Genomic DNA, 13,689 nt, shown 5'->3' with positions numbered 1-13,689 from the left:
CTGCCTGCAATTATTAGACGAATGAATGACAGAGAGACTGCATCTGTTGCCTTAATCGAGAATTTACAGCGTGAAGAACTCACCGTTGTTGAAGAAGCTCAAGCCTATGAACAGTTGATTGAAATGCATGAGTTAACCCAAGAAGCTTTAGCTCAACGCTTAGGGAAGAGTCAATCGACCATCGCTAATAAGATGCGGTTATTAAAACTGCCAGAACCGGTACAACAAGCTATCTTAAACAAAGAAATTACCGAACGGCATGCGAGAGCATTAATTGCGTTGAAGACAGAAGAACAGCAGTTGCGCTTATTAAAGCAAATTATTGAAAAAGAACTAAATGTTAAGCAGACAGAAAAACAAATCGAGCGCATGTTAACTGAAAAGAAACAGCCGAAAAAACCGAAGTTAAAAGGTGTTAACAAAGACATGAGAATTGCAATGAATACAATTAGACAGTCCATAGATATGGTATCCGATACAGGCGTTGATTTGGAAACGGATGAAGAAGATTATGAGGACTTTTATCAGATAACGATAAAAATACCGAAGCAAAAATGAGTATTTTCACCCATCTTTTACTTAAATTATAGATTAAAAGATGGGTCGTTTTTCGTTAATATTTATTTTAATAGAATTGTAATGCCTATTGAGTAAAAATAGTGATAAAATAGATGATAAAGAAGCAAGAGGTAGGTGACACCATGGGGAAAGTAATCGCCATATCCAATCAAAAAGGCGGCGTAGGCAAGACAACATCTGCGGTGAACTTAAGTGCGAGTTTGGCACATTTAAATAATAAAATATTAATAGTTGATATCGATCCACAAGGAAATTCTACGAGTGGTGTCGGTGTCAATAAAGCTGATGTCGATCGCTGCATTTATAATGTACTCGTCGAAGATATGGATGCAAAAGAAGTTTGCGTACATACGGATAGTGACAATTTAGATATTATTCCAGCAACGATTCAGTTGTCGGGGGCAGAAATTGAGCTCGTTTCTACACTCTCACGAGAAGTCCGCTTAAAGAAAGCGTTGGATCAACTGCGAGATGACTATGATTACATTGTTGTCGATTGTCCTCCTTCACTTGGACTGTTAACGATTAATGCGCTAACGGCTGCTGATTCTGTTATGATACCAGTGCAATGTGAGTATTATGCGTTAGAAGGCTTGAGTCAATTGCTGAACACCATACGTCTTGTACAAAAGCATTTAAATAAATCGTTAATGATTGAAGGTGTATTACTCACCATGCTGGATGCACGGACGAACTTAGGATTACAAGTGATTGATGAAGTGAAAAAATACTTTCAAAATAAAGTATATGATTCGGTCGTGCCGCGCAATATTCGATTAGGGGAAGCACCTAGTCATGGCCAGCCGATTATTTCATATGATCCAAAATCAAGAGGTGCTGAAGTATATCTTGATCTAGCAAAGGAAGTGATTGCGAATGGCTAAAGGACTAGGCAAAGGGATCAATGCATTTTTTCCAGAATTAGAAGAAAATGATGAGACAGCGATTGAAGAAGTAGAAGTAAAAGATTGTCGCCCTAATCCATATCAGCCAAGACAGATGTTTGAAGCAGATGCTATCGAAGAATTGAAAGAATCGATTGAACAGCATGGTATTTTACAGCCATTAATTGTACGTAAAAGTATACGTGGCTATGAAATTGTCATTGGTGAGCGGAGATATCGTGCCGCGAAAGAAGCAGGTTTAGATACAATACCAGTCATTGTAAAAGAGTTATCAGATGATGAGATGATGGAACTTGCGTTATTAGAAAATATTCAACGTGAGGATCTAACGCCGATTGAAGAAGCACAAGCGTACAATCGGTTAATTCACGAATTAGGGGTCACACAAGATCAATTATCCAAACGTCTCGGCAAAAGTCGTTCCCATATTGCAAACTTGGTTCGATTATTAACATTACCAGAAAAGGTGATTGCACAAATTAATCATGGCGCCATATCGATGGGGCATGGTAGAGCATTGCTAGGGCTAAAAGATGAAGATAAAATGATCCCCGTTGTCGAAAAGATTCGTAAAGAACAATTGAATGTACGTCAAGTGGAACAACTGATTCAAGAAATCAATCAAAAGAAGAAAAAGTCAAAAAAGAAAGAGAAAAAAGATATTTTTATCACCGAAAAAGAAAATCAGTTAAAAGATCATTTTGGTACGAATGTAAAGATTAATAAAGGTAAGAAAAAAGGGAAAATTGAAATTGAATTTTTTTCTGATGAAGACTTAAACCGTATTTTGGATATGATGGAGTGAAATGAGGATAAAAGAAACTCTTACATTCAACATACGAAAGTTTTATATCATGTAGTCAATATGCGAAGATTTTTACGAGAATAGCGAACGCACTGTTTGGATAATTGATCTCCGAAAATGAACCCGAATGTAAACTGATCCAAAATCAGCTAGCATTCGGGTATTCATAACGGAAAAACTTGTTTATTTCAACATAGAAAATATCTTTCTCACAATACATCGCAAAATATATACGAACGTTCGGAGTGGCAATCATGGCATTATATGGGACAATAATTAATGGAATATGCATTATTATAGGGACATGTTTGGGGTTATTTTTTCGCAACATCCCTGAACGTCTAAAGTCGACAGCATTACAAGCAATTGGATTAGTTGTTGTATTGATAGGAATTCAAATGGCCATTCAAGCTGAAAATATCATTATTATTTTATTAAGTATCTTACTAGGTGGTCTACTAGGAGCAAGTATTCACCTAGAGGACAAATTGAATGCTGTTGGAAAAGCGTTAGAAACACGTTTTATAAAAAATGGCAACGGGAATCTAACCGAAGCGTTCATTACAGCGACATTGATATTTGTGATTGGTGCAATGTCTATCATTGGTGCGCTAGATGGCGGAATGAGAGGCGATCACGAGCTACTTATTACCAAAGGATTTCTTGATGGCTTTATGTCTCTTGTTTTAACGAGCACGCTCGGTTATGGTGTGATATTTTCAGTTATACCAGTTGTATTGTATCAAGGGGCTATTGCTTTGTTTGCTGTTCAAATTAATCGATGGATTCCTGAAGCGTATTTAGATTTATTTATTAATGAAATCACTGCTACTGGTGGATTACTGATCATGGTCATCGGTCTCAATATTCTTAACGTAACAAAAATTAAAATTGGTGACTTTCTGCCGGCTATCTTACTATTTATTTTGTTGTTTTTTGGTTATCATATGATCATTTCTTAGAATGAAAGAATAAATGCATGTGATAAACGGATTTTTGAAAACGCAAACCTCATCATAGCTTTGCCTTTTATTGCATATTTTATTATATCTAGGTTTATTTGGAGGCAAAGCTATGTGGAAATCAGGCATCAAATGGATGTTTTTAATTATTGGTACAATGATTGGGGCAGGGTATGCATCAGGTCGAGAACTTTGGCAATTTTTTGGTCATGAAAGTGGACTAGCTATCATATTGTTTACGATCTTCTTTATTTTGGCGGTCTACATTACGATGCATGTTAGCTATAAGTATCAAACCAGTAACTATTTTTCGGTATTAGAGATTATCGTTGGGCGAAAAGTGGCTCGATTTTATGATGTATTAATTTTCTTTTATTTATTATCGACAACGGTGATTATGGTAGCAGGAAGTGGAGCAACATTTGAAGCATTTCAACTACCTAAATGGACAGGCATTGTATTCATGGCTGGATTTATTGTCTTAATTTTTATGCGTGGCATTCGTGGTGTACTTATGTTAAATTCGATTATTTTACCTTTGCTCATTGTTGGGTTAATCGCCTTATTATTGTTTTTTACCGTAGAACAGAACTTGCATTTCATGATTGATATCCACCATCAAAGCAATTGGTCTGCAGCCTTTACATTTACCGCTTTAAATATTTTATCGATTATCGCTGTGATTAGCGCTGTTGGAGAACAAATAAAATCCAAAGGTGAAATCTGGATTGCAAGTGTTGGCAGTGGGTTAATATTAGGAATTACCTCGTTTTTATACAATAATAGTTTAGTGCAGTTGTCTGAAGTGATTATTTTATATGAGATTCCTTTGTTTGCTATTTTGAAAAACTATCCGGCATTTACTTATGTCGTAATGTCTATTTTGTTATGGTTTGCTATATTCACAACCGCAATATCTGGAGTACTAGGTATTGCAACGAGATTAAAAAGCTTGCTAACTATTGATATGTGGAAGCTTGTCGCCATCCTCATGGTCATCGTGATTCCACTAACAAGCATTGGTTTCTCCACCTTAATCGCATGGTTGTATCCGTTATATGGTTTAATTAATTTATACTTATTGTTAGCAATTTTTCTCGTACCATTTTTACGAAAGCATTGAAGCGTGATGCCTTACCTATTTTCTTTTATATTTTCCATAAATGCTTTATAATAGGGTACAGCTTAAATCGATCGTAGAATTCTTGAAGAAAGAAGGTGTCATTCATATGGAACAAAAAACTTTTCAATTAAATGACATTGTTCAAATGAAAAAAACTCATCCTTGTGGCGAGAACCGCTGGAAAGTGATTCGAATGGGAGCAGATATTCGTATCAAATGCCAGGGGTGCGGGCACAGCGTATTGTTACCGCGAAGACGATTTGAGCAAAAAATGAAAAAAGTGTTAGAATCAGCAGAGTAAATGTTCCACGTGAAACATTTTTAATTTTTGATTGGTTCCATTCGTAAAAAAGCAAAAAATGTTATGAAAAAAAGCGTGAAATAAGGGGGAAGACTCCTTGTTTTTCTTATTTTCAGTGCTTGTAAACTGGAATCAGTATCAATATAATAAGATTGTCTGTAACGTTCATATGGACGTAATCCTTAAGGAGTGAAAAATTTTATGGCATTAACAGCAGGAATCGTTGGTTTACCAAACGTCGGGAAATCAACGTTATTTAACGCAATTACACAAGCTGGTGCAGAATCAGCCAACTATCCATTTTGTACAATCGATCCAAATGTAGGGATTGTTGAAGTACCTGATCAACGTTTGTACAAATTAAGTGATATGTATCAACCGAAAAAAACGATCCCCACTGCATTTGAATTCACAGATATTGCAGGCATTGTGAAAGGTGCGAGTAAGGGCGAGGGACTTGGCAACCAATTTTTATCACATATTCGCCAAGTCGATGCGATTTGTCATGTGGTTCGTTGCTTTCAAGATGAAAATATTACGCACGTATCTGGCCAAGTTGATCCCATTTCAGATATTGAAACGATAAATTTGGAATTGATATTGGCCGATCTTGATACAGTGACGAAGAGAATGCAACGAGTTGAAAAAATGGCGAAACAAAAAGATAAAGAAGCGGTAGCTGAGTTTGAAGTATTATCGAAGTTGAAAGAGGCTTTCGAAGAGGAAAAACCAGCTCGTGCTGTATCTTTTTCTGAAGACGAAGAGAAGTTAGTCAAAGGGTTACATCTGCTAACAAGTAAGCCAGTTTTATATGTAGCAAATGTCGGCGAAGATGAACTATTGGATGCAGATGCGAATGAAAATGTACAAAAAGTAAAAGATTTTGCAGCGAAGGATGAAGCAGAAGTTATCGTTGTGAGCGCAAAAGTAGAATCCGAAATTGCAGAATTAGATGGTGAGGAAAAAGAAGCGTTTCTAGAAGAGTTAGGAATCGCAGAATCTGGCCTCGATCAATTAATTAAAGCAACGTATCAATTATTAGGATTAGGCACATATTTTACTGCTGGTGAGCAAGAAGTGCGTGCGTGGACGTTCCAAAAAGGGATTAAAGCACCAAAAGCAGCTGGCATTATTCATAGTGATTTCGAAAAAGGCTTTATCCGAGCGGAAACCGTTTCTTATGATGATTTAATGGAAGCAGGGTCTGAACATACAGCAAAAGAAAATGGCAATGTAAGGTTAGAAGGGAAAGAATACATTGTCAAAGATGGAGATGTCATGCACTTCCGTTTCAATGTATAATGTTGTGTTTGCAATTGGGTCAATATATTGATATAATTAGGTATTGTGAGTAATGAAATCATTACTCCTTGCTCTACTAAAGAGCCGTAAAGTCCAAAAGGAGGTGTAGACGGATGAGAAAATATGAAATGATGTATATCATCCGCCCAGACATGGAAGAGGAGGCACAAACAGCTTTAATTGAGCGTTTTAATGGCCACCTTACTAATAATGGGGCGGAGATTGAAAAAGTAGAAGAAGTTGGCAAGAAACGTCTTGCTTATGAAATTAATGACTATCGTGATGGTTATTATGTCTTGATTAATTTCACAGGTGATGAACAAGCGATTAATGAATTTAGCCGCCAAGCGAAATTCACTGATGACATTATTCGTCATATGGCCATTCGCGAAGACGATCAATAAAAAGGAGAGGTTCTGAAATGTTGAATCGAGTGGTGCTTGTCGGCAGATTGACAAGAGATCCTGACTTACGATACACACCAAGTGGCGTAGCAGTAGCTAATTTTACGATAGCTGTTAATCGTCCGTTCTCTAACCAGCAAGGACAAAGAGATGCTGATTTTATTAATTGTGTCGTGTGGAGAAGACCAGCTGAGAATTTGGCCAGTTACATGAGCAAGGGCAGTCTTGTCGGTGTAGACGGCCGCTTGCAATCACGGAGCTATGATAACCAAGAAGGTAAACGTGTGTTTGTTACGGAAGTTGTGGCAGATTCTGTCCAATTTCTCGAGTCAAGAGGAAGTTCAACAGGTGGCTCAGGATCTTCAAATGTTCAACAAAATCAGAATCAATCAACTCCACCAAATCAAAATAGTCAAAATGATCAAGGAAATGCAGCGGAAAATAACCCATTTCAGGACAAGGGTGAACCCGTCGACATTTCTGACGATGATTTACCGTTTTAATTTAAAATAGAAGGAGGTTTTCTATCATGGCAGCTCGTCGCGGTCGCGCAAAACGTCGTAAGGTGTGTTATTTCACGGCGAACGGTATTACACACATCGATTATAAAGACGTGGAATTACTGAAACGTTTTATCTCTGATCGTGGTAAGATTTTACCTCGTCGTGTAACGGGTACTTCTGCTAAGTATCAACGTAAATTAACAAAAGCAATTAAACGTGCTCGTCAAATGGCACTATTGCCATATGCAAAAGAGTAATCGTTGGAAGGCACAATTGGGAGATATTCCTGATTGTGTCTTTTTTAGTAGGAAAGACAACCTGAATTTTTGCGCATAATAAGTAAAGAGGAGTTTTTAAGTCAAACAGAAGTAATAGATGTAGCCGTACGCATAGAAAATCAATATTTGCGTCAAATCGAAGAAGTGTAAGGAGTTATTTGCATCGAAAATGGATATATGAGTCAAACATCGAAATGAAGAGGAGCGGTTTGCACTACATATTCATTTATCCTTCAAACAGATGATATAACGAATGCTGTTTGCACGGAAAATAAGCGAATGTTACATTTTATCGGGAAATCGATGCAACGTGACCTGTCGATTTCCCGATAATCGTGAAAAGATACATTAATTTCAAAAAATACAAGAATCGACTTTTCTTAATTTGTGAACGAAGCTCTTTGTTGGCGATATTTATTTCCCACGAGACTAAAACAAATAAATGCTATGAGAGCAAGTGCCATTGACGTCACTACACTATGCATTCCAAAAGGGTTGGGAGAAAAGGTTTCAAATATCATATATGACGCCATTCCGGCTATCATCGATGCTAACGCACCATCCTTATTCGCATTTTTCCAATACAATCCTAAAACAATCGGCCATATAAATACCGCTTCAAGTCCACCGATGGCAAAAAGGTTTAACCATATAATTAAATCAGGTGGTTGGACGGCTAGTAAATAGACGATGATGCCGAGCACTCCGGTAATGATTATACTCAGACGACGTACATGCCGCTGAGAAACGGCTGGATTGATGTAATTGATATACACATCTTTTACAATAGAAGAGCTTACTAATAGGAGCAATGAATCCACCGTTGACATAATCGCAGCTAACGGAGCTGCCAATACAATACCGGACAGCCACGCAGGTAACACTTCTAAAGCCACTAAAGGCATGACTTTATCACCGACTTCAATGCCAGGTAAAATGGGCCGAGCAAATACGCCGATTAAATGCATATTTAACATAATGACGCCGACCACAACTGTCCCAATGATCAGTGCTCGATGATAGGATCTAGCATTTTGGTATGACATAGCCCTGACAGCAATTTGCGGTAAGGCTACAACACCAACACCAACAAGTACCCAATAGGAAGACACATATGTCGGCGTTAATGATCCATCTGCACCAAAGGGACTGATGAGATTCGGATTTTCAGTCTGAAGGTCTGTCATAATCGAGGAAATGCCGCCCCCAGCTATGATGATCGCGATTAACAAAATGAATGTACCGATAAACATAATACTTCCTTGAATCGCATCAGTAAAAGTGACGGCTCGAAACCCGCCAAATGTCACATAAATCAATACCGTCACAACAAAAATTAATAATGCGGTATGATAAGACAGCCCCGTTAAGGATTCAATTAGTCTAGCACCACCAATCCATTGAGCAGCCATCGCAGAGAATAAAAAAACAATGATACTTAACGCAGAAAGAATGACAACAGGTTTTGATTGATAGCGGGTTTTCAAAAAATCGACCATAGTAACAGCTCGATATTGTTTCGTTATTAGCGCAAATTTTTTTCCAAGAATCATTAACGTGAAATACCCTGTAGCAACTTGGGTCACGGATAATAATACCCAGCCTAAGCCTTCGTTATAAGCAACCCCAGGTCCACCAATAAAACTGCTGGCACTACCATAAGTAGCTGTCATTGTCATGGCTAGGACAAATCCGCCTAAACTTCTCCCACCCAAATAGTAATCAAGAATGAATGACTGATTTGTTTTTTGCTGTCGACTTGCCATAAATCCTATGAAAAATATCAGTGCAATCGATGTAAACAACGTAATACTCGCTTCGGTATTCATCGGTCTTCAAACTCCTCATTCTCTAATGATATCTCAGTAAAAAACAATTTCACGATCAAACTTACGAATATAGACATAACAATGATGCCCATGATACAGCTATAGAAGAACCATGCCGGAAAGCCGAGGATATACGAATAATTGTCTACATCCGTGCTTCCTAAACCGTAGGCAAAACTGAACCACCAAATGAAATGAAACAACACTAATCCAATTCCAATCAGCGCTTCTTTATGTGCAATTTTTATTCGGTCTTTGTTTACATTCATAGCACGCCTCCTTAGCAAACGAATGGAATAAGAACATATCTATTATATAACTTGTAGGTTTCTCTTGCATTGGTAAAGTTTTATATCATGTGGAACAATCAGCGGTATATCTTATCTTTTTTATCATATAATAAATTACTACAATTTATATAGATGACGGTTGTATTATTCAGCCAAGTATGTTTTGATAGTAACAGAAAATGGAATAAAAAGTTCACTAGGGGTGCTGTAAAAGCTGAGAAAGACATGATGTCTTAACCCTTGAAACCTGCACTAGTTAATACTAGCGAAGGGAAGTGGTATCAATATGGACACCTGTATGTCATTATGTTTGTACAACAATAGATGATCCATAAAACCGCTTCTAAAAAGGGAGCGGTTTTTTGTCGTAGGACTATGTATGAATGATCTTTTCATCACTAAAACCGAAAGAGGTGCCTATATGACGAAAGATTTAGAACGTCTACTGGAGAAAATAGAGAACAGACAAGATGAACTTGTTAACTTATTAGAAACATTGATTCGCCATCCGACGCCAGCTCCACCAGCAAGAAATACAGCACCTGCACAACAGTATATCGCTTCAATGTTACAAGATTGTGGATGTGAAGTAGATCAATGGGATGTTTATCCGAATGATCCGAATGTTGTAGGTACGTTAAAAGGAAGTGATTCTCAAAACTATCAAAGCTTAATTATTAATGGACATATGGATGTGGCTGAAGTAAATGATCATGAGGAATGGGTGACTGGAGATCCATTCACCCCTTTGAGACGCAATGGTAACGTGATTGGTCGAGGAGCAGCAGACATGAAAGGTGGACTAGCGGGAGCTTTATTTGCCCTTGGCTTAATTCATGAATCTGGACTACGCTTACCTGGGGATGTCATTTTTCAGTCGGTTATAGGCGAGGAAGTAGGTGAAGCGGGGACATTGCAATGTTGTAAGCGTGGATATACAGCTGATTTTGCCCTCGTTGTCGATACAAGTAATCTTCATATACAAGGACAAGGAGGTGTCATAACAGGCTGGATAACGGTCAACAGTCCACAAACCTTCCATGATGCAACGCGTCGAGAAATGATTCACGCTGGTGGTCAATTATTTGGTGCTAGTGCAATAGAGAAAATGACAAAAATCATACAAGGTTTGCAAGAGTTGGAGCGGCATTGGTCTGTTATGAAAAACTATCCTGGATACCCTCCTGGAACAAACACCATCAACCCTGCTGTTATTGAAGGAGGAAGACATGCAGCATTTATTGCTGATGAATGTCGTCTTTGGATTACCGTTCATTATTATCCGAACGAAACATATGAATCTGTCATACAAGAAATTGAAACACATTTGCAAGCAGTAGCTGAGGCGGATCCATGGTTAAAAGAACATCCGCCACAATTTAAGTGGGGTGGTTCCTCCATGATTGAAGATAGGGGAGAGATCTTTCCAGCGTTGAAAGTAGACCCTAATCATTCAGCTGTTCACACATTGCGTCATGCACATCAACAAGTATTAAAAGAACAAGCGGTATTAGATGTATCACCATCTGTCACGGATGGAGGCTGGTTTTCAGAAGCTGGTATTCCTGCTTCGATATATGGTCCTGGTCATATTCATGACGCCCATTCAGTCAATGAAAAAGTGAACATCAAGCAATTAATTGATTACACGAAAGTACTTGTCACGTTTATGTACCAATGGACACATGAAAAAAAACAGTAAAAAAGGAGAAATGATTCTATGAAATTTTCAGAACGTTTACACCAAAAATTGCAACCCATTTGGCGGCAAAATCATGCCCATCCATTTGTGAAAGAGATGGGGGAAGGAACTTTAGACAAAGAAGCTTTTCGTTTCTTTATGGTGCAAGACTATTTGTATTTAATCGAATACTCAAAATTATTTGCACTCGGTGCGGTAAAAGCCGAGAATGTACAACAAATGGAGACATTCGCTTCTCTGTTACATTCAACGATGAATGAGGAAATGGCGCTTCATCGTCAATATGCAAAGAAATTTGATATCACACACGATGAGCTTGAAAATGCACAGCCATCCCCAATTACACTTGCATATACACGTTACATGCTTTACGAAGCACAAAATGGGACGATCGCTGAATTGGTGGCTGCTTTACTTCCGTGTATGTGGAGTTACTGGGAAATTGGAAAGGAACTGAATGAAATTCCTGGAGCAGCGAAACACGATTTATATGGAGAGTGGATTCAAATGTATAGCTCTGAGGAATTTGGCCAGTTGGCTACTTGGTGTATCGATTTACTCGACCAAGCAGCAGAAGGAAAATCCGAACCAGAACTATACAAGTTAGAAGAAATTTTCTTAAATACAACCCGTTATGAATTCATGTTTTGGGACATGGCTTACTATCAGCAAATGTGGCCCATGGATCAGTCATTTGATGGGAAAAAGCGGTAGTAAATATTTACGCTCGCTTTTTTCTTTTAAGGTAGCTATCTTATTAGAATGTTCGGTTTTTAGTGATTCTTTTAGTGAAATATAAAGTAACAGGCCATTAAAATGGATCAAACACGATCGTTTTCTAGTCAACTCTTTAAAACATCCTTGACATCATGTAATGATCTGCTATGATTAAGGGAAATTCAAATACAAAAAAATTTTGAATTTACTCACAATAAACTACTAGCGAGTACAAGAAAATGATATAATTGAAGGTATTAGAGACATAATTCTATGAATATCATAAGTGAAATAATTCACAATCATCTATGCGATAGAAAAAGAAAACGATGGAGGGACAGTCATGACTTTTAAAGTGTTAATTAGTGATCCATTAAGTGAGGACGGTATTCAGCCTTTACGCGAAGCAGACAATATTGAAGTAGATGTCGATACGAAGCTTTCAGCTGACGAACTAGCTGAAAAAATTGATCAATATGATGCGTTGTTAGTACGCAGTCAAACCAAAGTGACGCGAGACATCATTAGTAATGCCAAACAATTAAAAATTATTGGTCGTGCAGGTGTCGGCGTTGACAATATTGATTTAAGCGCTGCAACTGAATATGGCATTATTGTTGTGAATGCGCCTGACGGAAATACGAACTCAGCGGCAGAACATACCGTAGCGATGTTAATGTCTTTATCTCGAAAGATTCCACAGGCTTATGCCGCATTGCAGAACGGAAAATGGGACCGGAAATCACATGTCGGCGTTGAATTGAAAGGGAAGACGTTAGGTGTTATCGGTATGGGTCGTATTGGTGAAGAAGTAGCTACAAGAGCCAAGGGTCAACGTATGCAAGTGATTGCTTATGACCCATTCCTTACCAAAGAACGCGCAGACAAGCTAGGCGTTGATTTTGGATCGGTAGAAGATGTGATCAAAGCTGCTGACTTTATTACAGTGCACACGCCACTCATTAAAGAAACGAAGCATATGATCGATAAGCATGCATTTGCAAAAATGAAAGACGGCGTTCGAATTATCAATTGTGCACGTGGTGGCATTATTGATGAGGATGCACTTTTCGATGCGATTGAGTCAGGAAAAGTCGCTGGCGCTGCATTGGACGTTTTTGAAGAGGAGCCAGCAACAGATCATCGCTTATTAGAGTTACCACAAGTGATTGCGACACCTCACTTAGGTGCGAGTACTGTGGAAGCACAAGAAAATGTGGCGATCGATGTAAGTCATGATGTTGTCCGTTATCTCACAGAAGATGTTGCCAGAAATCCAGTGAATTTACCGTCTGTACCTAAAGAAGTTATGAGCAAGATCGAACCATATTTCCATTTATCAGAAAAATTAGGTACATTCTTAACGCACGTCACAAAAGGTGTGATCGAGGAAATCAACATTTACTATTCAGGAGATTTAATTGATTTAGAAGTAGCTCCATTAACTCGTAACACTATTAAAGGATTGTTAAAGCGTCACTTAGGCGATCATGTCAATGATGTCAATGCCTCGTATTTAGCTGAAAAGCGAGGGGTTCAGGTAAATGAGAACAAATCGTCTTCAACGAAAGGATTCACTAATTTATTAACGGTTGAAGTAAAAACCAAGGAAGGTACAAGAACAGTATCAGGTACCCTATTAAACGGACTGGGACCACGTATTGTTAAAGTAGACAGTTATAGCGTCGATGTGATTCCAGAAGGCTATTTGGTCTTTGTTAGTCATAACGACCGTCCAGGGGTTATCGGTAAAGTCGGTAGTGCATTTGCTGAAAATGATATTAACATTGCTGCAATGCAAGTGGGACGTTCCAACGTAGGCGGCGATGCGATTATGATGTTGACAGTAGATAAATATTTAACGGATGAACAGTTAGAACAATTAGAGCAGGTAGAAGAAATCAATACTGTCACGGCGATTGAACTATAAATATAGAAAGAAAAGGCGCATCGGATGCAAATATATGCCGGTGCGCCTTTCTTACGTTT

At 38.2% G+C, this 13,689-nt stretch carries 15 protein-coding genes and 1 riboswitch; of the genes, 13 read left to right on the top strand and 2 right to left on the bottom strand.

Annotated elements, in window-relative coordinates:
• The 10 genes from J416_RS12755 to rpsR form a co-directional block, all read left to right on the top strand.
• On the top strand, window positions 1–558 hold a 558-nt coding region (locus J416_RS12755; protein WP_040513603.1), incomplete at its 5' end, for a ParB/RepB/Spo0J family partition protein.
• A gap of 143 nt (window positions 559–701) precedes the next feature.
• Window positions 702–1,463, top strand: coding sequence for a ParA family protein (locus tag J416_RS12750; protein WP_003473169.1), 762 nt, complete (start codon window positions 702–704; stop codon window positions 1,461–1,463).
• The gene (locus J416_RS12745; RefSeq protein ID WP_003473167.1) at window positions 1,456–2,289 is read left to right on the top strand and encodes a ParB/RepB/Spo0J family partition protein; all 834 of its coding nucleotides are present in this window, start codon (window positions 1,456–1,458) and stop codon (window positions 2,287–2,289) included. The genes J416_RS12750 and J416_RS12745 overlap by 8 nt, the downstream gene beginning before the upstream one ends.
• A gap of 254 nt (window positions 2,290–2,543) precedes the next feature.
• The gene (locus J416_RS12740; RefSeq protein ID WP_003473166.1) at window positions 2,544–3,251 is read left to right on the top strand and encodes a DUF554 domain-containing protein; all 708 of its coding nucleotides are present in this window, start codon (window positions 2,544–2,546) and stop codon (window positions 3,249–3,251) included.
• A 112-nt stretch (window positions 3,252–3,363) separates the two neighbouring features.
• Complete coding sequence (locus J416_RS12735; protein WP_003473164.1) at window positions 3,364–4,374, top strand: YkvI family membrane protein; 1,011 nt, start codon at window positions 3,364–3,366, stop codon at window positions 4,372–4,374.
• Between the two features lie 106 nt (window positions 4,375–4,480).
• Complete coding sequence (locus J416_RS12730) at window positions 4,481–4,675, top strand: DUF951 domain-containing protein (RefSeq protein ID WP_003473162.1); 195 nt, start codon at window positions 4,481–4,483, stop codon at window positions 4,673–4,675.
• A 201-nt stretch (window positions 4,676–4,876) separates the two neighbouring features.
• The gene (gene ychF / locus J416_RS12725) at window positions 4,877–5,977 is read left to right on the top strand and encodes a redox-regulated ATPase YchF (protein WP_003473160.1); all 1,101 of its coding nucleotides are present in this window, start codon (window positions 4,877–4,879) and stop codon (window positions 5,975–5,977) included.
• Between the two features lie 113 nt (window positions 5,978–6,090).
• Window positions 6,091–6,381, top strand: a complete 291-nt coding sequence (rpsF, locus tag J416_RS12720; protein ID WP_003473157.1) for a 30S ribosomal protein S6 — start codon at window positions 6,091–6,093, stop codon at window positions 6,379–6,381.
• Window positions 6,382–6,398: 17 nt separating this feature from the next.
• The gene (gene ssb / locus J416_RS12715) at window positions 6,399–6,884 is read left to right on the top strand and encodes a single-stranded DNA-binding protein (RefSeq protein ID WP_003473155.1); all 486 of its coding nucleotides are present in this window, start codon (window positions 6,399–6,401) and stop codon (window positions 6,882–6,884) included.
• 26 nt (window positions 6,885–6,910) lie between these two features.
• The gene (gene rpsR, locus J416_RS12710; RefSeq protein WP_003473154.1) at window positions 6,911–7,141 is read left to right on the top strand and encodes a 30S ribosomal protein S18; all 231 of its coding nucleotides are present in this window, start codon (window positions 6,911–6,913) and stop codon (window positions 7,139–7,141) included.
• A 401-nt stretch (window positions 7,142–7,542) separates the two neighbouring features.
• On the opposite strand, the gene panF is transcribed toward rpsR, so the two are convergent.
• Together panF and J416_RS12700 are read right to left on the bottom strand one after the other, a co-directional pair.
• Window positions 7,543–8,991: a sodium/pantothenate symporter gene (gene panF / locus J416_RS12705; RefSeq protein WP_003473151.1), complete on the bottom strand. Its 1,449-nt coding sequence runs from the start codon at window positions 8,989–8,991 to the stop codon at window positions 7,543–7,545.
• Window positions 8,988–9,260, bottom strand: a complete 273-nt coding sequence (locus J416_RS12700; protein ID WP_003473149.1) for a YhdT family protein — start codon at window positions 9,258–9,260, stop codon at window positions 8,988–8,990. The genes panF and J416_RS12700 overlap by 4 nt, the downstream gene beginning before the upstream one ends.
• Before the next feature lie 209 nt (window positions 9,261–9,469).
• A riboswitch (TPP riboswitch) is annotated at window positions 9,470–9,572 on the top strand.
• A gap of 130 nt (window positions 9,573–9,702) precedes the next feature.
• On the opposite strand from J416_RS12700, the gene J416_RS12695 reads away from it, so the two are divergent.
• The 3 genes from J416_RS12695 to serA all read left to right on the top strand — a co-directional run bounded on the left by J416_RS12695 (window position 9,703) and on the right by serA (window position 13,630).
• A complete protein-coding gene (locus J416_RS12695) occupies window positions 9,703–10,983 on the top strand; it encodes an acetylornithine deacetylase (RefSeq protein WP_003473146.1) in 1,281 nt (426 codons plus the stop codon).
• Between the two features lie 18 nt (window positions 10,984–11,001).
• A complete protein-coding gene (gene tenA / locus J416_RS12690) occupies window positions 11,002–11,697 on the top strand; it encodes a thiaminase II (protein WP_003473145.1) in 696 nt (231 codons plus the stop codon).
• Window positions 11,698–12,043: 346 nt separating this feature from the next.
• Window positions 12,044–13,630 (top strand): phosphoglycerate dehydrogenase, encoded by a 1,587-nt coding sequence (gene serA, locus J416_RS12685; RefSeq protein WP_003473143.1) that lies wholly within the window; start codon window positions 12,044–12,046, stop codon window positions 13,628–13,630.
• The last annotated feature ends 59 nt before the right edge of the window (window positions 13,631–13,689 follow it).

The sequence above is a fragment of the Gracilibacillus halophilus YIM-C55.5 genome, from assembly GCF_000359605.1.
Classification (GTDB): Bacteria; Bacillota; Bacilli; order Bacillales; family Amphibacillaceae; genus Gracilibacillus; species Gracilibacillus halophilus.
Note: the sequence above shows the minus strand (reverse complement) of the source record. Positions and strands in the feature narration are given on the sequence as shown.

What these genes read in the sequence shown, in the direction of transcription:
- ssb (WP_003473155.1), top strand. Translation starts at nt 6,399, where the DNA reads ATGTTGAATCGAGTGGTGCTTGTCGGCAGATTGACAAGAGATCCTGAC.
- J416_RS12730 (WP_003473162.1), top strand. Translation starts at nt 4,481, where the DNA reads ATGGAACAAAAAACTTTTCAATTAAATGACATTGTTCAAATGAAAAAA.
- J416_RS12695 (WP_003473146.1), top strand. Translation starts at nt 9,703, where the DNA reads ATGACGAAAGATTTAGAACGTCTACTGGAGAAAATAGAGAACAGACAA.
- J416_RS12745 (WP_003473167.1), top strand. Translation starts at nt 1,456, where the DNA reads ATGGCTAAAGGACTAGGCAAAGGGATCAATGCATTTTTTCCAGAATTA.
- panF (WP_003473151.1), bottom strand. Translation starts at nt 8,991, where the DNA reads ATGAATACCGAAGCGAGTATTACGTTGTTTACATCGATTGCACTGATA.
- J416_RS12735 (WP_003473164.1), top strand. Translation starts at nt 3,364, where the DNA reads ATGTGGAAATCAGGCATCAAATGGATGTTTTTAATTATTGGTACAATG.
- serA (WP_003473143.1), top strand. Translation starts at nt 12,044, where the DNA reads ATGACTTTTAAAGTGTTAATTAGTGATCCATTAAGTGAGGACGGTATT.
- ychF (WP_003473160.1), top strand. Translation starts at nt 4,877, where the DNA reads ATGGCATTAACAGCAGGAATCGTTGGTTTACCAAACGTCGGGAAATCA.
- J416_RS12750 (WP_003473169.1), top strand. Translation starts at nt 702, where the DNA reads ATGGGGAAAGTAATCGCCATATCCAATCAAAAAGGCGGCGTAGGCAAG.
- rpsF (WP_003473157.1), top strand. Translation starts at nt 6,091, where the DNA reads ATGAGAAAATATGAAATGATGTATATCATCCGCCCAGACATGGAAGAG.
- rpsR (WP_003473154.1), top strand. Translation starts at nt 6,911, where the DNA reads ATGGCAGCTCGTCGCGGTCGCGCAAAACGTCGTAAGGTGTGTTATTTC.
- tenA (WP_003473145.1), top strand. Translation starts at nt 11,002, where the DNA reads ATGAAATTTTCAGAACGTTTACACCAAAAATTGCAACCCATTTGGCGG.
- J416_RS12740 (WP_003473166.1), top strand. Translation starts at nt 2,544, where the DNA reads ATGGCATTATATGGGACAATAATTAATGGAATATGCATTATTATAGGG.
- J416_RS12700 (WP_003473149.1), bottom strand. Translation starts at nt 9,260, where the DNA reads ATGAATGTAAACAAAGACCGAATAAAAATTGCACATAAAGAAGCGCTG.